The sequence below is a fragment of the Pseudomonas sp. PDM26 genome, assembly GCF_019219185.1.
GTDB lineage: Bacteria > Pseudomonadota > Gammaproteobacteria > Pseudomonadales > Pseudomonadaceae > Aquipseudomonas.
Genome location: NZ_JAHUWC010000015.1, coordinates 156,092 through 177,442 on the forward strand (window position 1 = coordinate 156,092; position 21,351 = coordinate 177,442).

Below are 21,351 nucleotides of genomic sequence, written 5' to 3' on the forward strand. Positions count from 1 at the left end.
ATGCGGCTGACGGTGTGAACCGACACGCCGCTTTCGCGAGCAGACAATCACACCGAATCGAGCAGTTCGCGATGGGGTTTCCCATTACCGCAACAGATCACTCGATTGCGCCCGGTGGTCTTGGCTTCGTATAGCGCATGATCGGCGTCGTTGAGCCAGAATGTCGCGTCGGCGTGGGCCGGGTTGAATGACGCCAGGCCAATGCTCAGGCTGACTTTCAGCGCCGGGTTCTGCTCGTCCCCCAAGGTGGCGAAGCGATCGCGCAGTGCCTCCATGACGGCGACGGCGCGGTTCAGGGGCAGGTCCGGAAGGATCACACAAAACTCGTCACCGCCGTAGCGCCCTGCCACATCGGTCGCTCGCAGGCTGTGCCTGAGCATTTTGCTCAACTGACGCAGGACGATGTCGCCGGCAACATGGCCGTAGGTATCGTTGATGGCTTTGAAATGGTCGATATCGATCAGCGCAATCGCCCCGCCTTTTTGCTGGCGTTTGCAACGCTGGAACTCGACCTCCATCTGGTCCTTCCAGGAGCCATGGTTGAGCAGGCCCGTCAGGCTGTCGGTGCGGCTCAATGCCAGCAGTTCACGCTTCTGAAGGCCGAGGGTATGGGCCTGGCGGAAGCAGGTCCAGCCCAGCACCAACGGATACAGGCACAGCAATGGCAAACAGGCATAGAGCTGCACCGGGCTGGTAGCAGGAATGAACGCCGGGGCGAAAATCTGCAAGCCAACACACAGGCCCAGCACTTGCGCCGCCGTCCCGGCCAGCAGGAAGCGCAAGCCGCCGATGGCCACGTTGTGCATGGCCATCATCGAGATAGTGGTCGCGCTGGGCAGTGGATTGAATTGCATGGCGGCAATCCAGAAGCCACCGAGAAAGGCATCGATCAGCAGATTGCGGTGTTCGGCGTGATAAGGCGTCCTGGCCCGGCGCGCCCATTGGTAGGCCAGGTGCGGCCAGACCAGGCCGTTGAACCACATGAACCCCCAGACCCAGGGCGCCGGATCGAGTGGATACATCGCCGCGCTCACACACACCAATCCCAGGGCCACCCCCAGGATTCGCGATGTGTAGAGCCTCCTGGCCAATGAAGATCCTTTTCCTCCCGTTTTTGCCATAGGGCCTCTGTGCCACTCGACGGAATGCGATAACAGCCTGTGCCTGTGTGCTGGAGTCTATCAGGGCGAGATCAAATAGCCATCACCGACTGGCGGACTGAATATCGCGACATCACGCTCGCATAAAAGCAAAAGCCTCGTCTCCAGAAACGGCTATACATGAAAGAAGGGTTGATCAATGACCATAAGAGGAGGCCCATGCAGACCTTTCAAGTATTGATCATCGGCAGCGGTTTTGGCGGCCAATGTGCTGCAATCAATTTGCTCAAGGCCGGCATCGACGATTTCCGCCTGCTGGAGCGACGGAATTTCTTCGGCGGCACCTGGTGCCAGAACACCTATCCCGGCGCGGCAGTCGATGTGCCCTCGCCGCTTTACTCCTTGTCTTTCGCCCCGTATCGCTGGACGCAAATGTTCGCAGGACAGGCCGAACTGCACCGCTACACCCGCCATGTGGTGGAACGCTTCGGCCTGCGGGACAAGGTGGAACTGGACGCTAATGTCGAGCGCATCGAATGGGACGACGCCAACAGGCGCTGGACGGTTTACACCGCCGGCAAAGGCACGTTTTGCGCGCAGTTCCTGATCAACGCGACCGGGCCGTTGAGTCAACCGGTGGTTCCGCGCTTCGACGGACAGGAACGCTTTCAGGGCCAGACTTTCCACACCAACAACTGGGATCACGGCTACGACTACCGGCAAAAATCCGTGGCCATCGTCGGCAGCGGCGCCAGTGCGGCCCAGGTCATTCCGGCCATTGCCCCGGACGTCGGGCACTTGCATGTGTTCCAGCGCACGCCCCACTGGGTATTGCCCCGGGCTGATCACAGGTTTGGCCGCTTCCAGCGCTGGCTGCTGGGGCTCAAGCCCGCCTACAAGTTGCTGCGCTGGGGTATCTACTGGCAATTCGAAACCCGGGTGTTTGGCTTCAAGTATTCGAAGCCGGCCGTGCACAGGGTTCAGCGCCAGGCCCTGCGCTTCCTCAAACGCCAGGTGCCGGACGACGAACTGCAGCGCAAACTGACGCCGGACTACACCATCGGCTGCAAACGGGTGATTCTGTCCAGCACGCTGTACCCGGCCCTGGCCCGCCGCAACGTGACGCTGCACAGCCGCGAGCAAGGCATCGCATCCATCGACGAAACCGGCATCGTGACCCTCGATGGCCAACACATCGACGTGGACCTGATCGTCTGGTCCACCGGCTACGACGCCACCGACGGGGTGATTTGCTACCCGGTAACGGGCAAAAACGGCACCCGTCTCAAGGACGTCTGGGCGCAATACCCGCGGGCCTATCTCGGCACCGCCCTGCCCGACTTTCCCAACCTGTTCATCGTCACCGGGCCGAACACCGGCATCGGCCACACCTCGGCGCTGTTCATCATCGAATCCCAGATGAATTACATCCTCGATTGCATTCGCACCTTGAAGGATCAAGGTTTACGCAGCATCGAAGTTCGCCATGAGGCGGAACGTACCTACACTGAAATGATCCACCGGGAAATGGAACGCACCGTGTGGAAGTCCGGCGGTTGCCACAGTTGGTATCAAAGCAGGAGCGGTCATGTGATTGCCATGTTTCCGGGGTTCAGCTTCAGCTTTCATCGCTTGACCCGAGCGCTGAAACCCGCCGATCACATTTTGTCCTGAGCAGATACAAGGGAGACGCATGATGCTTTTGTTATTCGTCGTTCTCGCAGTGTTCGTCGCCTGGAGCTGGCTAACCTACCCGGCCATCGGCTACTGGCTCTATGACTTGAACATGGCGGCCGAGGCCAAGTTGTACCGGTTGCACAAAATCGTCGTGCCTATCCCCGAGATGACCGTCTCGACCTGGCAAGGCGGGCCGTACGAGGCCACCAGCAGTGTGCTGATGCTCCATGGCTTCAGCACTGACAAGAACCTCTGGCTGCGTTTCGCCCGGCACTTTGTCGGCAGTCACCGGGTGATCATCCCGGACATCGCCGGCCATGGCGAAACCGGCTTCAAGGCCGGCGGCGGCTATGACATCCCGCTGCAGGCCAAGCGCATGATCCAGCTGCTGGATGTGTGCGGGGTGGAGAAAGTCCATGTCATCGGCAATTCCATGGGTGGCTACATGGCCGCATGGCTCGCAGCCACGTACCCGGAGCGCATTGTGTCCTTGGCACTGATCGACCCGGCGGGTGTCACCGCGCCCGAGCCCAGTGACCTCGAGCGGCATTTGGCCAGGGGCCACAACCCGTTTCTGATTCACTCGCGCGAAGAATTCCAGCGCTTCTACGCCATGACCATGGCTTCGCCACCCTGGGTACCGAAGCTGGTTCTCGATGCCGTCGCCCAGCGCTATGAACAGTCCTGCGAGGAGCTGGAAGAAATCTTCCGCGAAATGCGCGCCAGTCCGCCGATGGAACCGCACCTGCCCGACATCACCGCCCCGACCCTGTTGCTGTGGGGGCGCAAGGACCGGCTGATCGATGTCAGCAGCGTGGCGGTCTGGAGCAAGGGCATCGCCGACCTGCGCGTGCATATCTGGGACGCCGTCGGGCACATGCCCATGGTGGAAGCCCCCACCGGTTCGGCGCGGCTATATCGGGAGTTTTTGGCATCGCTGCGCTCGGAGAGCCCACAGGATCAACGACTGCACTAGGAAACTAATTGAGAACGCCCCCTAGACATGCAGTCCTTTGCAGAATGAAGTTCGTCAGAAACTTCGTTTGTCGGCGTCGCTCAAGGCTGCGATCTTTCGTCCATCCTTTACGTCACCGCGCCAGGAATCCTGTTCATGAACCACCCGAACTTCGTCAGCCCTGACCTGATCCGCCAACGCTTCTCCAAAGCGATGTCCGACATGTATCGCGAGGAAGTGCCGTTGTACGGCGCGTTGATGGAGCTGGTGGAGCAGACCAACCGTCACGTACTGGACAGCGATCCACAGGTCGCACAACAGCTCACGAGCACCGGCGAAATCGAGCGCCTGGACCTGGAGCGTCATGGGGCGATCCGCGTCGGTACGGCCGCTGAACTGGCGACCCTCGCCCGCCTGTTCGCGGTGATGGGCATGCATCCGGTGGGTTACTACGACCTGACACCCGCCGGCGTGCCGGTGCATTCCACGGCTTTTCGCGCGGTGCATGAAGCGGCGTTGCAGGTCAGCCCGTTCCGGGTTTTCACCTCGCTGTTGCGCCTGGAATTGATCGAAGACCTGGAGCTGCGAGCGTTCGCCCAGTCGATGCTCGACCAGCGCGCGATCTTCACCCCCACGGCCCTCGCCCTCATCGAACGTGCCGAATCCCGGGGTGGCCTGACCGAGCAGGAAGCCCTGGAATTCGTCGAACAGGCCCTGGAAACGTTTCGCTGGCACCACAGCGCCACCGTCACTGCCGAGCAGTATCGACAACTCAGCGCCCAGCATCGTCTGATCGCCGACGTGGTGGCGTTCAAGGGCCCGCATATCAACCACCTGACACCACGGACCCTGGACATCGACATCGTCCAGGCGCAAATGCCGGCCCATGGCATCACCCCCAAGGCGGTGATCGAAGGCCCGCCCCGCCGCCAATGCCCGATCCTGTTGCGCCAGACCAGTTTCAAGGCCCTGGACGAGCCGATTGCCTTCACCGATCAAAACCAGGCTCGCGGCAGTCACAGCGCCCGTTTCGGCGAAATCGAACAGCGCGGTGCCGCCCTCACGCCCAAAGGCCGGGCACTGTACGACCGCTTGCTCAATGCCGCACGGGACGAACTCAAGGACTTCCCCAACGAAGCCAACGCCGCGCGTTACAACGCGCTCATGGCGCAGCACTTCAGCGAATTCCCTGACACCTGGGAAGGCATGCGCCAACAGGGCCTGGCTTACTTCCGCTACTTCGTGACGGAAAAAGGCCTGGCGGCGGGCGACCTGACAAACGCCGCCCTGGAAGACTTGCTCGGCAGCGGTTGCCTGCGGGTTGAACCTCTGGTCTACGAAGACTTCCTGCCGGTCAGCGCGGCGGGGATTTTCCAGTCGAACCTTGGGGATGCGGCGCAGACCCGTTACGGCGTTCACTCCAACCAGCAAGCCTTCGAACAGGCTCTGGGGCGGCCGACGATCGATGAACTGCAGCTGTATGCCGACAGCCAGCGGCGTTCGATCGAGCAGTGTTTCGCGGCGTTGGCCGATGTTGTTCAAGTCAATAAAAAACATGACTGAACGACTTCTCACCGCTCAATAAAAAACGGGCGACCTGTTGGTCGCCCGTTTTTTTTTATATCCGAAACTTTCAAAACAGCAAAAAAGTGTTCGCCCAGTGCACTGGCCTCGGCAATCCATGCACTGGTAAAGAGCCTTGCACTGGGCGAACGGAAAGTATTTTAGTAGAAGTGGCTAAATATGTCGGTGGGGTAAAGATGAAATTTATCGACATTATATGTACTAAAATGTCGACTTAAATCCTACCCCGCACCGAGCCACAAACTCACCAGTTCGGCCATACGAGTTGATTATTCCTGTACAAAACCTGCACAAAAACAATCAACCCGTTCAGAGCCAATATTAGTGCTTGCTGGTCACCGTCAATACATCGGTATAAACCACGTTCACGCTTTGCCCGACTTTCAAGTCCTTGAGTTTGGCCTGGACCTCAGGTCGTTTGACGTCGACGGTCTTGGACTGGCCTTCCGGATTTTCGAAGGTCACCTGGTGTTTTTTCACGTCAATGTGGGTGATTTTCAGCTGCACTTTCACCTGGCGGTAAGCTTCGCCACCCGGGTTGGCGCTGCCTGGCGCTGCACGAATTTCGCCAATGGCTTCGGCGGTGCCGGGCAGGCCTTTGTCGATATCGGTGTCGAGGTAGGCTGCAACGGCGCTGGTGACCGTGATGTCCACCGTATCGCCGGCCTTGAGGTTATCGAGGTTTTTCGCCTTGTCGGTCAACTGCACCGGGAACTCGTTACCCTGCGGGCCTTTTAGAACCACGGAATGGTTCGCGGCATCAACCGAAACGACTTTGGTGGAGACTTGATCGGCCACCACGACTTCGGACAGCGGAATATCGGCGGCAACTGCGCCAAAACTGGCGGCAGACAGCAAGGTTGCGAGGGTGATGGCTTTGCTCAGTGCGTGGCGTTTCATAGACAGAACTTTCCCTGTGATTGATGGCAACAAACGGCGTTGAAAACGGGCTCAACGCCGTGTGTGCGAGTGAGCATAGACGCTGTTCAGCGAGTGGTCGCGCCGGGGCGGTGATTTTCCCTAGTACCCGGTCATTTCCAGATAGCCCTGCCCTGCATGACTGCCACTGAGGCGCACCGGGCCTTCCCAATATGGAATGCGCAAGTCCATCCAGGCCTGGGGATTGAGCGCGGTGATGGCGATATCGAGGTGTCTGGCGGGGATCTTGATCGACCAGCGAATGGGCATCTCGCGTCCTGCCACGCGGGCGGTGTCTTGTGGCGCGAGGCTGATGTCGCTGGCGTGCAGCAATTGTGTCTGGCCCCGGGCGTCGATCCAGGTGCCGATGAGGTAAGGCTCGCCGTCCTTTTGCCGCATGCGATACAGCATCACCTGCTCGCCGCTGTCCAGGTGCAGGGAGAACCAGTCCCAACCGGTCTGATTGCCTGTCAGGGGCTGGCTGCTCCATTCGCGGTCAAGCCAGGCCTGGCCACTGACCTGAAAGGTCTGGCCGTCGATGTCCAGCGTGCCGCTGGCCTGGAAAAACGGCTGGCTGTAGTAATACGAGGCCTGACCCTGCTCGGATTTCTGGCTGAACCCCTGGTCCCCCTGAAGCACCAGCGGACCTGTCGAGGTCAACCGCAACCGGTAGCTGAAACGCCGGTCACGAGCACTGAGCTGCAGGTCGGCCAACGGGTCGTCGGCAGTCGCCTGACTGCGCAACTGCCAGTCGTCGATCCACGCATTGAACGGCGTGAGGCTGACACCGGCCTGACCGACGCCACCACGGGCATAGCGTTCAGCCGCGTGATGCACCGTCGCCGACGTCACCGCCGCGTGACCGAGCCAGATCGTCTGATTCTGCCAACCCGCCACCTCGGGGGTGGCTGTCAAGGCACTGCGGAACAACGTCCATTGCGCGCCGAACTCATGCCCCTGATCGTCCTTCAGGTTGGCCGTGACGTACCACCACTCGATGCGAAAGCCGTCGTGCGGGCCGTGATCCGCCGGGAAGCTGAACACCCGACCGGGCACCACCTTCGTGAACGCAGCTGCCTGGTTACCCAGCCCGGCAAAACCCTTTTCTACCGGTGCCGGTTGATCGCAACCGCTCGCCAGCAGCGCCAGCAGCAACACGCCGAGCTTAATCTTCATGGGCGAACGTCCGCAGCAGGTCCGCCGGTTGCGTGCGGTACAAACGGTACAACGGCCAGGCCGAGGCCAGCAGCGTCGCCACAAGCGCCAGCCCCATCAATTGCAACAGTTGCCATGGAAACACCCGCAACGGCAGGCGCCAGCCAAAGGCCTGCACGTTGATCACCGTGTCCAGGCACCACGCCAGGGCGATGCCCAGCGGCAACGCCAGCACCAGGGTCAGCAGCGCCAGCAACCAGGTTTGCCCGAGGTTGAGCAACATCAAATGCCGACGTGTCACCCCCAGTGCCCACAGCGGCGCCAGTTGCCCGAGACGGCTCTGGCTTTGGGTCAACAGACTGATGAACAGCGCCACCCCGGCCACGCACAGCGTCAGGCTATTGAGCGCGGCGGTGGCGGCGAAAGTGCGTTCGAAGACTTGCGTGGACCAGCCCTTGAGCCGCGCCTGATCGACGATGCGACTGTCGTCGAGGGTAAAACGCGCCTGCAGCGCCGCGACGAACGTCGGGATCGACGCCGGCTCGATGCGCAGGTTGAAGCGGCTCGGTGCCAATTGCGGCCAACCGCGCAGCAGGTGATTGATATTGACCAGAATGTGGCCCTTGGGATTGCCGTAGTCGGCGTAGATCCCGACGATCCGCGGCGACCACGGGCCGGTTGGCGTCGGCAGCGTCAGGTGATCGCCGAGCTGAACGCGCAGGCGCCGGGCCAGTTGCTCGCTGAGCATCACCGCATCGTCCTTGGCCAGTCGCTCCCAAGGGTTGTCGCCCAAGGCTTCGAGCAGCGGCCAGTGCTGGCGATAGGTCGGATGGTCGATGATCCCGGACAGGTCCGTCGGCCAGCCCTGCAACTGGATCGACACCTGCCAGTTGGGCAGCACTGCCGCCAGTTGCGGCTGCTGGTTGAGCCAGCTGTGCAGCTCCCGGGCCTGGGCCGGGTTCTGTGGGTTGAGGTAAAGCTCGGCCGTCAGCCGTTGCTCGAGCCAGTTGCTGAAGGTTTGGCGGAACCCCGCGGTCATGCTGCCGGCACCGATATTTGCCGCCATGGCCAGCAGCAGCGCCATCAACGCCAGGCTCAGGGCCGGCAGTTGCTGGCGGCAATCGGCGACAAACCACTGGCCGAGCACCGAGCGACTGCGCTGCGAACCGAGACTGAGCAGAGAACTGAGCACCACCGGCAGTGCCAGTGCGGCACCGATCAACAGCGCCGCCATCAACACGAAGCCAATGACCAGGCTGTCACCGAAAATCAACGCCAGCAGCGCGATCGCCCCGGCCATTGCCGCCACCCCGCCCTGGCGTCGCAACCAGCGGGCATGGGCCTGATGCCAGGCTTGCGGGTCGGCCAGCGCCAGCAAGGGCAAGCGCGCCGCCCGCAACAGGCTGCTGGCACCGGCCAGCAACGCGCCGATCAGGCTCAAGCCGATACCGCTGAACCACCACGACAGGCTGAGGCTCAACTGCCCCGCCACTTCGGCGCCGTACAAACCACGCAGGCTGGCGGCGACATCGGGCAACAGCACACCGGCCAGCAGGTAGCCGCTGACCACCCCGGCTACACCGCCGATCAGGGCCAGCCCACCCAATTCGACGGCGAGACAAGCGATCAGCATCCGCGCACTCACGCCACAGGCACGCAGGGTCCGGAACAAGCCTCGGCGTTGCTCCAGCGCCAGCCCGATGGCGGCGTGCACGATAAACAGGCCGACCACGAACGACAGCACCCCAAGAGCCTCGAGGTTCAGGTGAAAGCTTTCGGTCAGGCGCGCCAGGTTGTTTTCTTCACCGGCGCTCTTGAGTTGCAGCTGCCCCTTGAGCGAATCCGGCAGCGGCGCAGTGAAGTCCTTCGGCAACAGCAGACGCGACAACTGATCCGGCAATCCCAGAATCTGCTGGGCAAAACCGATGTCCACCAGCAGCACACCGGGTGCCATGTCGGCCTGCACATGCAACGGCGGCAGCGCCGCACCAGCCAGGTTCAAGGGCCGGTCACCCTCACGCAAACCCAGTGCCTGCAAGGTTTGCGACGATATCCAGGTAGTGCCCGGCGGGCTGAAAAAATCGACCACCTGCTCAATCGCCAGGGCCTGCCCGGCCACCGCCGCGCCCGCCGGCAGCGACACCGGCTCGATGCCCATCAACTGCAAGCGCTGCTCTTCATGGCCTTTGAGCGTCACTCGCCCTTGCAGTACCGGTGACACCGGCCACCCCGCTCGGCGCAGATCGATAAACCATTGCTGCGTGAACGTGCCGCCACCGGGCGCACTGAGGCTGGCCTGAGGTTCGCCGCCGATCAACTGACTGGCGCGGGCATAGCTGTCGCGGGCCTGGCTGTTGAGTGCCTGGACGCCGGTCAGCAGGCTGGTGGCCAACCACAACCCGGTCAGCACACTGAAAAACTGCACCGGGTGCTGCCGCCAGTGGCTGAGCAGCGCGCGCAGGGTTTCGCCAAAAATACGCATGTCAGCGCGCCCCCACACCGGCAAGGCGACCACCGCACAGCAGCGCTTTTTCCGCCAGCCGCGCCGCCACGCCGGGACTGTGGGTGACCATCAACAGGCTGGTGGGACTGTCGTCGAGCAATTCCAGCAGCAACTGCAACACCTCGGCGGCGGTGGTTTCATCGAGGCTGCCGGTGGGCTCGTCGGCCAGCAGCAGTTGCGGGCGCGACGCCAGCGCCCGACCCAGCGCAACCCGTTGCTGCTGGCCGCCGGACAATTGCTCCGGGTAGCGCCGCAGCAACTCGCCCAAGCCCAGGCGCTGCACCAGATGCGCCTGCCAGCGTGGGTCATGGCGCCCGGCCAGACGCGCCTGAATCGCCAGGTTGTCTTCGACCCGCAGGCTGCCGATCAGGTTGAATTGCTGGAACACCAGGCCGATTTCCGTACGGCGCCAGTTCGCCAGTTGCCCTTCATTCATCTGCTCCAGGCGATGTTCGCCACTGCGGATGCTGCCGCGATCGATCCTGTCCAGCCCGGCGATCAGGTGCAGCAAGGTGCTTTTGCCACTGCCCGACTCGCCCATCAGCGCCAGGCTGCTGCCGGGCCTGAGCGTCAGGTCGACGCCTTGCAGCACCGGCAGCGGGCCCTGCGGGGTGGCGTAGCTTTTGAAAACGCCATGGACTTCAAGCATGGGTCAACCTGCTGGATATGCCTGGTCCAAGAATAGCGGCCCTGAATGTTTTTTGTCCGTTGCTGATGATCGCCCTGCCCGAGCCCCGCCCTACTCTCGAAGCTGGTCTGACCATAACGATAAAAAACGGAGACACCATGCCTCGTTTCACCTTGAGCCCTCGTGGGCTGCTCGCTTGCCTGATCACTGCCTGCCTTGCGCAATCGGTGGTCGCCGCCGACGCACCGGTCGCGGCCAGCCCGCAAACCTCGGCCAGTAACACCGCCGTGCTGCAACAACTGCCCTTCACCGACCGCACCGACTACGAGTCGGTTACCAAGGGCTTGATCGCGCCGTTCAAGGGCCAGGTCAAGGACGCCTCGGGCAAGGTCATCTGGGATATCCAGGCCTATGACTTCCTCAGCAAGGATCAGGCCCCGGAGTCGGTCAACCCGAGCCTCTGGCGCCTGGCCCAACTCAGCGCCCATGCCGGACTGTTCGAAGTCAGTCCACGGCTGTATCAAGTGCGTGGCCTCGATCTGGCCAACATGACCATCATCGAAGGCGAAGACGGCCTGATCATCATCGACCCGCTGACCATGGCCGAAACCGCCAGGGCAGCACTGGACCTGTACTACCAGAACCGTCCGCACAAACCGGTGGTGGCGGTGATCTACAGCCACACCCACGTCGACCACTTCGGTGGCGTGCGCGGGGTCATCGACGAGGCCGACGTCAAGGCCGGCAAGGTCAAGGTGTTCGCCCCCGCCGGGTTCATGGAACATGTGATGAGCGAGAACGTCTATGCCGGCACCGCCATGAGCCGCCGCGCGCAGTTCCAGTTCGGCAGCCTGCTGCCCCGTGGTGAAAAAGGCCAGGTCGATGCCGGCCTGGGCAAGAGCACGCCGAGCGGCGGCACCGTCACCTTGATCCCGCCCACCGACCTGATCGACAAGGAACTGGAAACCCGCACCATCGCCGGCCTCGACGTGGAGTTCCAGTTGACCCCGGGCACCGAAGCACCGGCGGAGATGAACCTGTACCTGCCGCAGTTGCGCGCCTTGTGCATGGCGGAAAACGCCACGCAAATGATGCACAACATCCTCACCCCCCGCGGCGCCCAGGTGCGTGACGCCAAGGCCTGGGCCGAGTACCTGGACGGCAGCCTGGCGCGTTACGGCGACAAGAGCGATGTGTTGTTCGCCCAGCACAACTGGCCGACCTGGGGCGGCGAACGCATCCGCACCTTCCTCGCCGACCAGCGCGACATGTACGCCTTCCTCAACGACCGCACCCTGCACTTGCTGAATCAGGGCCTGACGTCGCTGGAAATCGCCGATTCGATCAAGAAACTGCCCGGCAGCCTGGACCAGAAGTGGTACACCCGCGGCTACTACGGCTCGCTGAGTTTCAACACCCGCGCGGTGTATCAGCGTTACATGGGTTTCTATGACGGTAACCCGGCCAACCTCAATCCACTGCCACCGGTAGAAACGGCCAAGCGTTCGGTCGAAGCCATGGGCGGCGACGCGGCGGTGCTGGGGAAAATGCAGGCGGCAATGGCCAAGGGTGAATACCGCTGGGCCGCGCAACTGGGCAATCAGTTGCTGTTCGCCAACCCGGACAACGGCGATGCGCGCAAAGCCCAGGCCCAGGCGCTGGAGCAAATGGGCTATCAAAGTGAAAACGCCACCTGGCGCAACATGTACCTGACCGGTGCCATGGAACTGCGCAATGGCGTGCCACCCCAAGCGAGCACTACGGTATCGGTGGACATGGTGCGGGCGATGAGCCCGCAAATGTTCTTCGACTTCCTCGCGGTTCGTCTGGACAGTGAAAAGGCCGTAGGCCATGACCTGACCCTGAACTGGACCTTCGAGGATCAGAACAAGGACTTCAACCTGACCCTGCGCAACGGTGTGCTGACCCACCGTGCCGGGCTCAATCCCCAGGCGGACGCCAGTGTGAACATGACCAAGGCCACCCTGGAACAGATCAGCCTCAAGCAACTGGATATCCCGACAGCGATCCAGAAAGGCCTGATCAAGTTGCAAGGCAATGGCAAGAAGCTTGGGGAGTTGATGAGCAGCCTCGATACCTTCGCGCCGCAGTTCAATATCGTCACGCCTTGAACCGGTGACGCGGCAAACCGCGTCGCCTCCATCACGAGCAGCACCGTCGCTCCCACACCGGATCTGTGTCATTCACAAATACTGTGAACAGCCTGGATCCCTTGTGGGAGCGACTGACTGGTCTTATTTGGCGGTAAATTTGGTGTAGCTATTGATCAGGTTGCGATAGTTCGGCAGGCGTTCAGACAGCAGGTTGGCCAGGCCTTCCATGTCGTTGCGCCAGTCGCCTTGCAGCTCGCAGGCCACGGCGAACCAGTTCAGCAGGTGCGCACCGGCGGCCGACATGCGTGCCCAGGCCGCTTGTTGCACGGTGGTGTTGAAGGTGCCGGAAGCGTCGGTCACCACAAACACCTCAAAGCCTTCGGCAATGGCCGACAGGGTCGGGAACGCCACGCATACGTCGGTCACCACACCGGCGATGATCAGTTGCTTGCGACCGGTGGCCTTGACCGCCTTGACGAAGTCTTCGTTGTCCCAGGCGTTGATCTGGCCCGGGCGTGCAATGAACGGCGCGTCCGGGAACTGCGCCTTGAGCTCCGGCACGATCGGACCGTTCGGACCGCTGTCGAAACTGGTGGTGAGGATGGTCGGCAATTTGAAGAACTTGGCGATGTCACCCAGGGCCAGCACGTTGTTCTTGAACTCGTTGGGCGAGAAATCCTGTACCAGCGAGATCAGACCGGTCTGGTGGTCGACCAGCAATACCACGGCATCGTCTTTGTTCAGGCGTTTGTACGGAACGTTGCTCATTGGAAACTCCTTGGTGGATGGTTGTCGCAGTCAACGCCGACCTGTTGGGCCGGCGCTTTTTTTAAATGGGTCAGAAGGCAAAACACGAGCAGCCAAAGGCGCCCCAGAAACCGGCGAAATCGCTGACCGGCGCGTTCGACAGGCGCGCCCGTTCATGACTGTGGGAATGCACCGCGCACGGGCCGCTGCAATGGTGAACCTGGGCCTGCATCGGCGACGTCGGGCGCCAGTGGCCCGGCACCTTCACCACTGGCGACCAGTCCGGCAGTACCGGTACGCTGGCCGGTCCGAGCTTCTCGAAGTCACCGGCGCCGTACACCACCTTGCCGCCGACCACGGTTAGCACCGACTCGATCCACTTGATCGCCTCTTCATCGACGCTGAAAAAGTCCGCGCTGAGGGCCGCGACGTCGGCCAGTTGCCCGACCTTGATCTGGCCTTTCTTGCCTTGTTCCGACGAGAACCAGGCGCTGCCATGGGTGAACAGTTCCAGCGCCGTCAGGCGTGAAAGGCCTTCGGCGTGCAACTCCATGCCGCCGACGGTGCGACCACTGACCATCCAGTACAGCGAAGTCCACGGGTTGTAGCTCGACACCCGCGTCGCATCGGTACCGGCACCGACCGGTACGCCCTCGGCCAGCATGCGCTTGATCGGTGGCGTGGCTTCGGCCGCTTTCGCGCCGTAACGCTCGACGAAATATTCACCCTGGAACGCCATGCGATCCTGAATCGCAATGCCGCCCCCCAGCGCCCTCACCCGCTCGATGTTCTGCGGGGTGATGGTTTCGGCGTGGTCGAAAAACCACGGCAAGCCGTTGAACGGAATGTCGCGATTGACCTTCTCGAACACGTCGAGCATGCGGCTGATGGATTCGTTGTAGGTGGCGTGCAAACGGAATGGCCAGCGTTGCTCGACCAGGTGGCGCACCACCGGCTCCAGTTCGGCTTCCATGGTTTGCGGCAGGTCCGGGCGCGGTTCGAGGAAGTCTTCGAAGTCCGCCGCCGAGAACACCAGCATTTCCCCGGCACCGTTGTGCCGCAGGTAATCGTCGCCCTGGTGCAGCTTCACGCTGCCGGTCCAGTTCTTGAAGTCGGTCAACTCTTCCTTGGGCTTCTGGGTGAACAGGTTGTAGGCGATGCGCACGGTCAGTTGCTCATCCTTCGCCAACTGTTCGATCACCTGGTAATCGTCCGGGTAATTCTGGAAACCGCCGCCGGCATCGATAGCACTGGTCAGGCCCAGGCGATTGAGTTCGCGCATGAACTGGCGGGTTGAATTGACCTGATACTCCAGCGGCAGTTTCGGCCCCTTGGCCAGCGTCGAGTACAGAATCATCGCGTTCGGCCGTGCCACCAGCATGCCGGTCGGCTCGCCATTGGCGTCGCGCACGATCTCGCCACCCGGCGGGTTCGGCGTGTCGCGGGTGTAACCGGCTACGCGCAACGCGGCGCGGTTGAGCAAGGCGCGGTCGTACAGGTGCAGCACGAAAACCGGCGTGTCTGGCGCCGCCTGATTGAGCTCGGCCAGGGTCGGCATGCGTTTTTCGGCGAACTGGAATTCGTTCCAGCCACCGACCACCCGCACCCACTGCGGCGTCGGCGTGCGGTCAGCCTGATCCTTGAGCATGCGCAAGGCATCGGCCAGGGACGGCACACCTTCCCAACGCAGTTCGAGGTTGTAGTTCAAGCCACCACGGATCAGGTGCAAGTGCGAGTCGTTGAGCCCGGGAATCACACAACGGCCCTTGAGGTCGATCACCTGGGTGTTCGAACCCCGCAGGGCCATGGCCTGGGCATCGCTGCCGACCACGACAAAACGACCGTCGCTGATCGCCACGGCGCTGGCGAGCGGTTTTTCGCGGTCAACGGTGTGGAATTGACCATTGAACAGAATCAGATCGGCGTTCATCACGGTTCCTCGTGCAAAGTAGCGGGAGACAGCCAGGGCGCAAACAGACGCGTCGCCATGGGCATGAAGATGTAAACCACCGACAGTACGATGGTCAGGGTGATCAGGAACGTGGCCACCACGTAATTGGAGAGCAAGGCGTTGAGCTGCAACAGCGGCCCCCAGAGCAGAGGCACCAGCAAGGTGTGCGGCAGGATCACCAGCAGCGTCACCACGGCCTGCTTCCAGCGCGGCGGTGGCGTCCCGGCTTCGGCCTGGGGCGAGAACCAGAACTCGTTGACCGGATTGACTTCGGTCTGGTCGCCATCGGCGAGCATCGGCGCGGCTTCGTCGACCAGTGCCTGGCGTTGCGGTGAGTCGAGCCAGCGCTGCATCGCCTCGGTCGAGCAAAAGCGCAACACGCAGGTGTAGGAGTCGAGGCCGGCGTGCTTGCCGCGCACCACGTCCACACCCAGGTGCCCGACGTTCTGCGCGGCCACCTTGACGATGTTGCGCAGCCAGGCTTCATAAGGCACTTCGAAACCGGCCTTGACCCGGTGTTTGACGATCAGGGTCACCACCTCATCAGGCCCGGGACTTGCCGGCTCACGGCGATTGGATTCAGACATAACGCAAGGCTCCGGCGAAACGGACATTGAGCGCCAGCCGTCCCGGCCCGGCGATGAAAATGCTGGTGAAGACAATCAGCAACAGCCAGCCGAACTGGCCTTCGAAGAGGGTCCACTGCGGATGCACGATCAACATCGACACCCACAGCACAAACAGAATAGGCAAACACGCCAGACGCGCCAGCAACCCGCCGACGATCAGCAGCGGGCACACCACCTCGGCAAAAATCGCCAGCACCAGCGTCAGGTTCGCGCCCAGGTGGAAAGGGTCTTCGATGTTTTGTAACTCGGCACTGTAGTGCAGCAGCTTGGGCAAGCCGTGCACCCACAACAGGAACAACCCGCCGCTGACCCGCAGAAACAGCAGCCCCCAGTCTTGCGCCCGATCATCGCGTCGCGAAGCGTCCATGGCCTACCCATACAAATGAAAAAACACCGGCGTCGATGTGCCGGGACTGGATTCGATAGTGCCGGGGAAGGAGGAGGAAAAATTGAATGTACGTGCTCTGTTTGCGGGAAGACCGAGATCGACCAAACGACATAGAACCCTGTGGGAGCGAGCTTGCTCGCGATGGCGGCATTACATCCGGCATCGGTGTTGACTGATCCACCGCTATCGCGAGCAAGCTCGCTCCCACAGTTGATCCGGGTATGTCTGTGAGAGATTGGTCGGCTGGCAGGCCGCCATCGCGAGCAAGCTCGCTCCCACCGAAGAGCAAAGGCAGGTCGGCGTACACAGACGCTTCTCACCACTCATCAGGCCGAGCGTTAGCTCGCCTGCAGCTTTTGATCTTGATCCACCCGCCCCCTCGGAAGGCTGAGTGGAGGTGTTCATCCGGGGATTGGCGCGCAGCGCCGTTCGACGCAGTCGAACTCATTGCATGTAGGTCGAAGCGAAGCCGACCGGAGGGCAATGCCCCCGGATGGATACCGCAGCGAAGGAACGCCGAGCCTAAGCGAGGGGCCGTACGTTCGGGGCGAGCGTTTTTTTGGTTACTTTTTTTAGGCGCTTGTAAAAAAAGTGACTCGCCGTCAGGCGAAACCGCCAGCCGCCGTTACCGCAGAAACGGATATGTACTCAATCAAAAAAGCAGCCTGGTCGGCCCAAAGGCCGCCAAGGTCAACACCTAAGAAACATCCAAAGCCAAAGACATGAACTCGCCAATCCGCGACCGCAACCACCGCTCCGCCGGATCATTGTCATGCACCCCGCTCCAGGCCATCGACAACTGCGCCGCCTCAATCTCGAACGGCGGATCCTCAGCGCGCAACCCACAGCCCTCGACCAACGCACACGCCGCATAATCCGGCACGGTGGCAATCATCTCGGTCCCGGCGAGCAACGCCCGCAACCCACTGAACTGCGGCACCCCCAGCACCACTCGACGACTGCGCCCGACCTTCGCCAGATCCAGATCGATATTGCCGCTCAAGTCCCCCGAGAACGACACCATCGCATGGGGCCGCTCGCAGTACTCATCCAGGGTCAGCGTCCCCGGCCGGGTGTCGCCGCGCAGCACTTTGCAGGGGATATCGCGCAGTTTCTTGCGCTTGGCATTGGCCGGCAGATCCGTGGTGTAACTCACGCCCACCGAGATTTCCCCCGAGGCCAACAGCGCCGGCATCAACAGGTAATTGGCCCGCCGCACGACCACGACGATGCCCGGTGCCTCCTCTTGCAACTGACGCAGCAACGGTGGAAACAAACCAAACTCGGCATCGTCCGACAGACCGATGCGGAACACATCGCAACTGGTCGCCGGATCGAATTCCCTGGCCCGGCTGACCGCGCCGGAAATGGTGTCCATCGCCGGCTGCAACTCCTTGAGAATCGCCAGCGCCCGCGCCGTCGGTTCCATGCCGCGACCATTGCGCAACAGCAACGGATCGTCGAACAGATCGCGCAAACGCCCCAACGCGGCGCTCACCGCCGGCTGACCCATGAACAGTTTTTCGGCGACGCGGGTCAGGTTCTTTTCGAACATCAGGGCTTCGAAAATCACCAGCAGGTTCATGTCGACGCGACGCAGATCGTTACGATTCATAGGCTCGGGTTCCTTATGTGGTCGGCCAGGCGCGAGAACTGCCGACTTTACTCGATCAACGGTACGTTCGCCGCTCGTTTGTACGGTCCGTATTCCACCGGCACCCACTGGAAATGCTTGCCTTCGGCGGTGATGTGGCCGATGCCGGGGAATGGCAGGTGCGCCGCCGTCACCCAGGTCTTGCTGGCGGCAGCAGCACTGAACACCTGGTTGCGGCTTTTGATCGCATGCTGGCTGTCGACGTCGAAACCGATCGATACCTCTGGGTGCAGGAATTGCACGGCGAGGTTGTGCACCAGGTCGCCCATGAACAGGATGCTTTGCCCTTGGGAGGTGAATCGGTACGTGGTGCTGCCCGGCGTGTGCCCGGCTTCCAGTTGCGCCGCGACCACGCCCGGCAGCGGTGACTGGCCGGGGGTGAAGGTCTTGAATCGGCCGGCGGCCACGTAAGGTGCGGTGGAGTCCTGGGCGATTTTGAAGTAGCCCTTGGCCGCTTCCGGCGCCTTGGCCAACGCCTGCGGGTCGAGCCAGTAGTCGGCTTCGGCCTTGGCCGCGTACACCGTGGCGTTGGCGAACAGCGGTTGTTGCTGGCCATCCACCAGACCGCAGACGTGATCCAGGTGCAGGTGAGTGATCAGGATGGCGTCCACCTGCTCCGGTTTGTAGCCGGCCGCTTGCAAGTTGGCCGGGAGCTGGCCGGCGGTAGGGCCGATGCACTGCCCTGCCCCGGTATCAATCAGGACAAGCTGTTTACCGGTATTGACCAGAAAGGCGTTGAAGGCGGTCTGCACACCCGGGGTTTCAATCGAACGACGGGCCAACAGCGCACGGATCTGACTCTGGCTCATGCCTTGCAACAGCTTTGGCGACAGGTCGTTATAACCGTCGAACAGCGCCGTCACTTCGTAATCCCCCAGCGCCAGCCGGAAGTAACCGGGTACTTGCGTGCCCACCTGCGCCGGCGCCTGGGCCAGCGCGTTGGCGGATATCAGAACCAGGCCGATGGCGCCCAGCGTTCCCTGCCATGTCCGTTTCATCTGTTCACCTTTTCAAACCAATCGACGGTCCGTTGTGGCCCGCTCCAGATTGCACATCTTGTGCCCATCGACGTCGCCCGCACTTGCAACGATGTGCTGTGTTCACACCCTCAGGCATGGAATTAACAACGTTTAACTCGTCAGCCACAGCGGGCGCCGCCAACAATGAAGCCCTCAGCGCAGAACTGTTTTTCCAGAGTAACGGTGCTGATCGCCTCAAACCGGGCGCCAGTGCTTTTCCTCCCCGACCGGACAATGGCCATGGCTTACCCACAGCACACCACCGCCCGCGCACCTGCCAGCGAACCACGCAAGACCCACACCGGCGGCCTCAGCCCGCAACGCGAAAAGCTGGTTAAACAACTGATCCTCGAGCGCCTGGGCGACAGCCTGGAGGTCAGCGAACTGGCACAGGCCTGCGCCCTCTCGCGCAGTCACTTCTCCCGCGCGTTCAAGTGCAGCACCGGCCTCTCGCCGCAGGACTGGATCCGCCAGCAGCGCGTGGCCCTGGCCAAGCAATTGATCCGGTACACCGACATGAGCCTTACGCAGATCAGCCTTGAATGCGGCTTCTGCGATCAGGCGCACTTCAGCCACATCTTCACCCGCAGCGAAGGCATCAATCCGTTTGCGTGGCGCTGTCAGTTTGTCCGCGGCACCGCCCTCAACGGCAAAAAATCGCAGCCTTCGCCAGCGCCTGCGGGTATGTACGCAACCCTGTAGGAGCTGGCGAAGCCTGCGATCTTTTGATCCGGCTTTTTAACCTTTCAAGAACGCCAACAGGTCAGCGTTGAGCTGGTCCTTATGGGTGTCCGTCAAACCGTGAGGGGCACCTGGGTAAATCTTCAGGGTCGAGCCCTTCACCAGCCTGGCGGAGGAGACGCCCGCCGCTTCGTAGGGCACGACCTGATCCGCGTCGCCATGCACCACCAGGGTCGGCACGTCGAACTTCTTCAAGTCTTCGGTGAAGTCGGTTTCCGAGAACGCCTTGATGCAGTCATAGGCGTTCTTGTGGCCGGCCATCATGCCCTGCATCCAGAACCAGTCGATCATGCCCTGGGACGGTTTCGCGCCGGGTTTGTTGAAGCCGAAGAACGGACCGCTGGCGAGGTCGATGTACAGCTGCGAACGGTCGGCCAGCGAGGCCTGGCGAATGCCGTCGAACACCTCCAGCGGCAGGCCGCCGGGGTTGGCTTCGGTCTTGAGCATCTGCGGTGGCACGGCGGATATCAGCCCGGCCTTGGCCACGCGGCCGGTGCCGTGGCGACCGATGTAACGCGCCACCTCGCCACCGCCGGTGGAGAAGCCGAACAGCACGGCGTTTTGCAGATCCAGCAGCTCGATCAATTGCGCCAGATCGTCGGCGTAATGGTCCATGTCGTTGCCCGACCACGGCTGGCTGGAACGCCCATGACCGCGACGGTCGTGGGCGATGACCCGGTAGCCCTTGGAGGCCAGGAAGATCATCTGCGACTCCCAGCTGTCGGCGTTCAGCGGCCAGCCGTGACTGAAGACAATCGGCTGACCGGTGCCCCAGTCCTTGTAGTAAATCTCGACGCCGTCGCGGGTAGTAAAGGTGCTCATGGGTGATGCTTCCTTAACGAGGGTTGGGGTGTGAATCAAACCGGTAGCGCGTTCATGCGATCCGCCAGGCGCGCCACACGCTCGCCCAGGTGCGCGGCGGTGCAGCGATCCTCGGGCGGAGGGGCATCATCGGGGGATTGTTCGACATTCGACTGGGCCATGGCGCCCAGTGAGCTGCCCAGGCGATTGAGTTGGCCGTTGAACGCGCCGGTGCTGGAGCGCGCCGGCAGCAGGTCGAGGCCGACCCAGATCATCGAGTGCTGGGCGGCGAACACGGCCATCTGCAACAAGGTGCTGAGTTTGTCGCCGCACAGGCAGCCGGAATTGGTGAAACCGGCTGCCAGTTTGTCGCGCCAGGGCTGGGCCAGGTAGAACGCCGCCGTGGCCTCCATGAAGCCCTTGAAGGCCGCCGAGGCGCTGCCCATGTAGGTCGGCGCGCCAAAGATGATGGCGTCGGCGTTGTGCAGCCGCTCCCAGTGCTCGTCCACGTCCTCGACCGGAATCAACTGGCAGGTGCTGCCCAGGTGCCGCTCCACGCCCCCGGCCACGGCTTCGGCCATGACCCGGGTGTGCCCGTAGCCACTGTGATAGACCACCACCACGTTGCTCATTGCTCTGTCCTTGCGATGGATTGGAATCCCTTTGTAGGAGCGAGCTTGCTCGCGATGGAGTATCAGTCGACACCAATGCGGCTGACACACCATCGTCGGAACGCCGCCCGGAGCAAGCTCGCTCCTACAGGAAGAGAGTTTTGGGCTAGACAGGA

At 62.0% G+C, this 21,351-nt stretch carries 18 protein-coding genes; 5 read left to right on the plus strand and 13 right to left on the minus strand.

The window, feature by feature from the left end:
* Nucleotides 1-47 precede the first annotated feature (47 nt).
* The gene (locus KW849_RS25975) at nt 48-1,121 is read right to left on the minus strand and encodes a diguanylate cyclase (RefSeq protein WP_218432079.1); all 1,074 of its coding nucleotides are present in this window, start codon (nt 1,119-1,121) and stop codon (nt 48-50) included.
* Between the two features lie 198 nt (nt 1,122-1,319).
* Here KW849_RS25975 and KW849_RS25980 point away from each other — a divergent pair, with 198 nt between their 5' ends.
* The 3 genes from KW849_RS25980 (at nt 1,320) to KW849_RS25990 (ending at nt 5,295) form a co-directional block, all read left to right on the plus strand.
* Nucleotides 1,320-2,774, plus strand: coding sequence for an NAD(P)/FAD-dependent oxidoreductase (locus KW849_RS25980; RefSeq protein ID WP_218432081.1), 1,455 nt, complete (start codon nt 1,320-1,322; stop codon nt 2,772-2,774).
* A 22-nt stretch (nt 2,775-2,796) separates the two neighbouring features.
* Nucleotides 2,797-3,753: an alpha/beta fold hydrolase gene (locus KW849_RS25985; RefSeq protein WP_218432130.1), complete on the plus strand. Its 957-nt coding sequence runs from the start codon at nt 2,797-2,799 to the stop codon at nt 3,751-3,753.
* 135 nt (nt 3,754-3,888) lie between these two features.
* Nucleotides 3,889-5,295: a VOC family protein gene (locus tag KW849_RS25990; protein WP_218432083.1), complete on the plus strand. Its 1,407-nt coding sequence runs from the start codon at nt 3,889-3,891 to the stop codon at nt 5,293-5,295.
* A gap of 342 nt (nt 5,296-5,637) precedes the next feature.
* On the opposite strand, the gene KW849_RS25995 is transcribed toward KW849_RS25990, so the two are convergent.
* The 4 genes from KW849_RS25995 to KW849_RS26010 form a co-directional block, all read right to left on the minus strand.
* Nucleotides 5,638-6,216, minus strand: a complete 579-nt coding sequence (locus KW849_RS25995; RefSeq protein ID WP_218432085.1) for a hypothetical protein — start codon at nt 6,214-6,216, stop codon at nt 5,638-5,640.
* Nucleotides 6,217-6,336: 120 nt separating this feature from the next.
* Nucleotides 6,337-7,410: a lipocalin-like domain-containing protein gene (locus KW849_RS26000; RefSeq protein WP_218432087.1), complete on the minus strand. Its 1,074-nt coding sequence runs from the start codon at nt 7,408-7,410 to the stop codon at nt 6,337-6,339.
* On the minus strand, nt 7,400-9,871 hold the full coding sequence (locus tag KW849_RS26005; RefSeq protein WP_218432089.1) for an ABC transporter permease: 2,472 nt from the start codon (nt 9,869-9,871) through the stop codon (nt 7,400-7,402). Before KW849_RS26005 ends, KW849_RS26000 begins: the two co-directional genes overlap by 11 nt.
* A gap of 1 nt (nt 9,872) precedes the next feature.
* The gene (locus KW849_RS26010) at nt 9,873-10,541 is read right to left on the minus strand and encodes an ABC transporter ATP-binding protein (protein ID WP_218432091.1); all 669 of its coding nucleotides are present in this window, start codon (nt 10,539-10,541) and stop codon (nt 9,873-9,875) included.
* 137 nt (nt 10,542-10,678) lie between these two features.
* On the opposite strand from KW849_RS26010, the gene KW849_RS26015 reads away from it, so the two are divergent.
* A complete protein-coding gene (locus tag KW849_RS26015) occupies nt 10,679-12,652 on the plus strand; it encodes an alkyl/aryl-sulfatase (RefSeq protein WP_218432094.1) in 1,974 nt (657 codons plus the stop codon).
* A 123-nt stretch (nt 12,653-12,775) separates the two neighbouring features.
* Here the strand turns inward: KW849_RS26015 and ycaC are convergent, their stop codons facing one another.
* From ycaC to KW849_RS26045, 6 genes are all read right to left on the minus strand, one after another.
* Nucleotides 12,776-13,402 (minus strand): isochorismate family cysteine hydrolase YcaC, encoded by a 627-nt coding sequence (gene ycaC, locus KW849_RS26020; protein WP_218432095.1) that lies wholly within the window; start codon nt 13,400-13,402, stop codon nt 12,776-12,778.
* A gap of 70 nt (nt 13,403-13,472) precedes the next feature.
* The gene (locus tag KW849_RS26025; protein WP_150724274.1) at nt 13,473-15,311 is read right to left on the minus strand and encodes an amidohydrolase; all 1,839 of its coding nucleotides are present in this window, start codon (nt 15,309-15,311) and stop codon (nt 13,473-13,475) included.
* The gene (locus KW849_RS26030; protein WP_218432097.1) at nt 15,311-15,919 is read right to left on the minus strand and encodes an antibiotic biosynthesis monooxygenase; all 609 of its coding nucleotides are present in this window, start codon (nt 15,917-15,919) and stop codon (nt 15,311-15,313) included. The genes KW849_RS26025 and KW849_RS26030 overlap by 1 nt, the downstream gene beginning before the upstream one ends.
* Nucleotides 15,912-16,328, minus strand: a complete 417-nt coding sequence (locus tag KW849_RS26035; RefSeq protein ID WP_218432098.1) for a DoxX family protein — start codon at nt 16,326-16,328, stop codon at nt 15,912-15,914. Before KW849_RS26035 ends, KW849_RS26030 begins: the two co-directional genes overlap by 8 nt.
* Nucleotides 16,329-17,046: 718 nt before the next feature.
* Nucleotides 17,047-17,964, minus strand: a complete 918-nt coding sequence (locus tag KW849_RS26040) for a LysR family transcriptional regulator (RefSeq protein ID WP_108219672.1) — start codon at nt 17,962-17,964, stop codon at nt 17,047-17,049.
* 47 nt (nt 17,965-18,011) lie between these two features.
* On the minus strand, nt 18,012-19,001 hold the full coding sequence (locus tag KW849_RS26045; protein WP_218432099.1) for an MBL fold metallo-hydrolase: 990 nt from the start codon (nt 18,999-19,001) through the stop codon (nt 18,012-18,014).
* A gap of 261 nt (nt 19,002-19,262) precedes the next feature.
* On the opposite strand from KW849_RS26045, the gene KW849_RS26050 reads away from it, so the two are divergent.
* Nucleotides 19,263-19,724, plus strand: a complete 462-nt coding sequence (locus KW849_RS26050; RefSeq protein WP_218432100.1) for a helix-turn-helix domain-containing protein — start codon at nt 19,263-19,265, stop codon at nt 19,722-19,724.
* A gap of 36 nt (nt 19,725-19,760) precedes the next feature.
* Here KW849_RS26050 and KW849_RS26055 read toward each other — a convergent pair whose 3' ends face one another.
* Nucleotides 19,761-20,585: an alpha/beta fold hydrolase gene (locus KW849_RS26055; RefSeq protein ID WP_218432101.1), complete on the minus strand. Its 825-nt coding sequence runs from the start codon at nt 20,583-20,585 to the stop codon at nt 19,761-19,763.
* Between the two features lie 35 nt (nt 20,586-20,620).
* Nucleotides 20,621-21,196: a flavodoxin family protein gene (locus tag KW849_RS26060; protein WP_218432102.1), complete on the minus strand. Its 576-nt coding sequence runs from the start codon at nt 21,194-21,196 to the stop codon at nt 20,621-20,623.
* Nucleotides 21,197-21,351 lie beyond the last annotated feature (155 nt).

What these genes read in the sequence shown, in the direction of transcription:
- KW849_RS25975 (WP_218432079.1), bottom strand. Translation starts at nt 1,121, where the DNA reads ATGGCAAAAACGGGAGGAAAAGGATCTTCATTGGCCAGGAGGCTCTAC.
- KW849_RS25980 (WP_218432081.1), top strand. Translation starts at nt 1,320, where the DNA reads ATGCAGACCTTTCAAGTATTGATCATCGGCAGCGGTTTTGGCGGCCAA.
- KW849_RS26025 (WP_150724274.1), bottom strand. Translation starts at nt 15,311, where the DNA reads ATGAACGCCGATCTGATTCTGTTCAATGGTCAATTCCACACCGTTGAC.
- KW849_RS25995 (WP_218432085.1), bottom strand. Translation starts at nt 6,216, where the DNA reads ATGAAACGCCACGCACTGAGCAAAGCCATCACCCTCGCAACCTTGCTG.
- ycaC (WP_218432095.1), bottom strand. Translation starts at nt 13,402, where the DNA reads ATGAGCAACGTTCCGTACAAACGCCTGAACAAAGACGATGCCGTGGTA.
- KW849_RS26015 (WP_218432094.1), top strand. Translation starts at nt 10,679, where the DNA reads ATGCCTCGTTTCACCTTGAGCCCTCGTGGGCTGCTCGCTTGCCTGATC.
- KW849_RS26040 (WP_108219672.1), bottom strand. Translation starts at nt 17,964, where the DNA reads ATGAATCGTAACGATCTGCGTCGCGTCGACATGAACCTGCTGGTGATT.
- KW849_RS26060 (WP_218432102.1), bottom strand. Translation starts at nt 21,196, where the DNA reads ATGAGCAACGTGGTGGTGGTCTATCACAGTGGCTACGGGCACACCCGG.
- KW849_RS26050 (WP_218432100.1), top strand. Translation starts at nt 19,263, where the DNA reads ATGGCTTACCCACAGCACACCACCGCCCGCGCACCTGCCAGCGAACCA.
- KW849_RS26055 (WP_218432101.1), bottom strand. Translation starts at nt 20,585, where the DNA reads ATGAGCACCTTTACTACCCGCGACGGCGTCGAGATTTACTACAAGGAC.
- KW849_RS25990 (WP_218432083.1), top strand. Translation starts at nt 3,889, where the DNA reads ATGAACCACCCGAACTTCGTCAGCCCTGACCTGATCCGCCAACGCTTC.
- KW849_RS26000 (WP_218432087.1), bottom strand. Translation starts at nt 7,410, where the DNA reads ATGAAGATTAAGCTCGGCGTGTTGCTGCTGGCGCTGCTGGCGAGCGGT.
- KW849_RS26035 (WP_218432098.1), bottom strand. Translation starts at nt 16,328, where the DNA reads ATGGACGCTTCGCGACGCGATGATCGGGCGCAAGACTGGGGGCTGCTG.
- KW849_RS26030 (WP_218432097.1), bottom strand. Translation starts at nt 15,919, where the DNA reads ATGTCTGAATCCAATCGCCGTGAGCCGGCAAGTCCCGGGCCTGATGAG.
- KW849_RS25985 (WP_218432130.1), top strand. Translation starts at nt 2,797, where the DNA reads ATGCTTTTGTTATTCGTCGTTCTCGCAGTGTTCGTCGCCTGGAGCTGG.
- KW849_RS26045 (WP_218432099.1), bottom strand. Translation starts at nt 19,001, where the DNA reads ATGAAACGGACATGGCAGGGAACGCTGGGCGCCATCGGCCTGGTTCTG.
- KW849_RS26005 (WP_218432089.1), bottom strand. Translation starts at nt 9,871, where the DNA reads ATGCGTATTTTTGGCGAAACCCTGCGCGCGCTGCTCAGCCACTGGCGG.
- KW849_RS26010 (WP_218432091.1), bottom strand. Translation starts at nt 10,541, where the DNA reads ATGCTTGAAGTCCATGGCGTTTTCAAAAGCTACGCCACCCCGCAGGGC.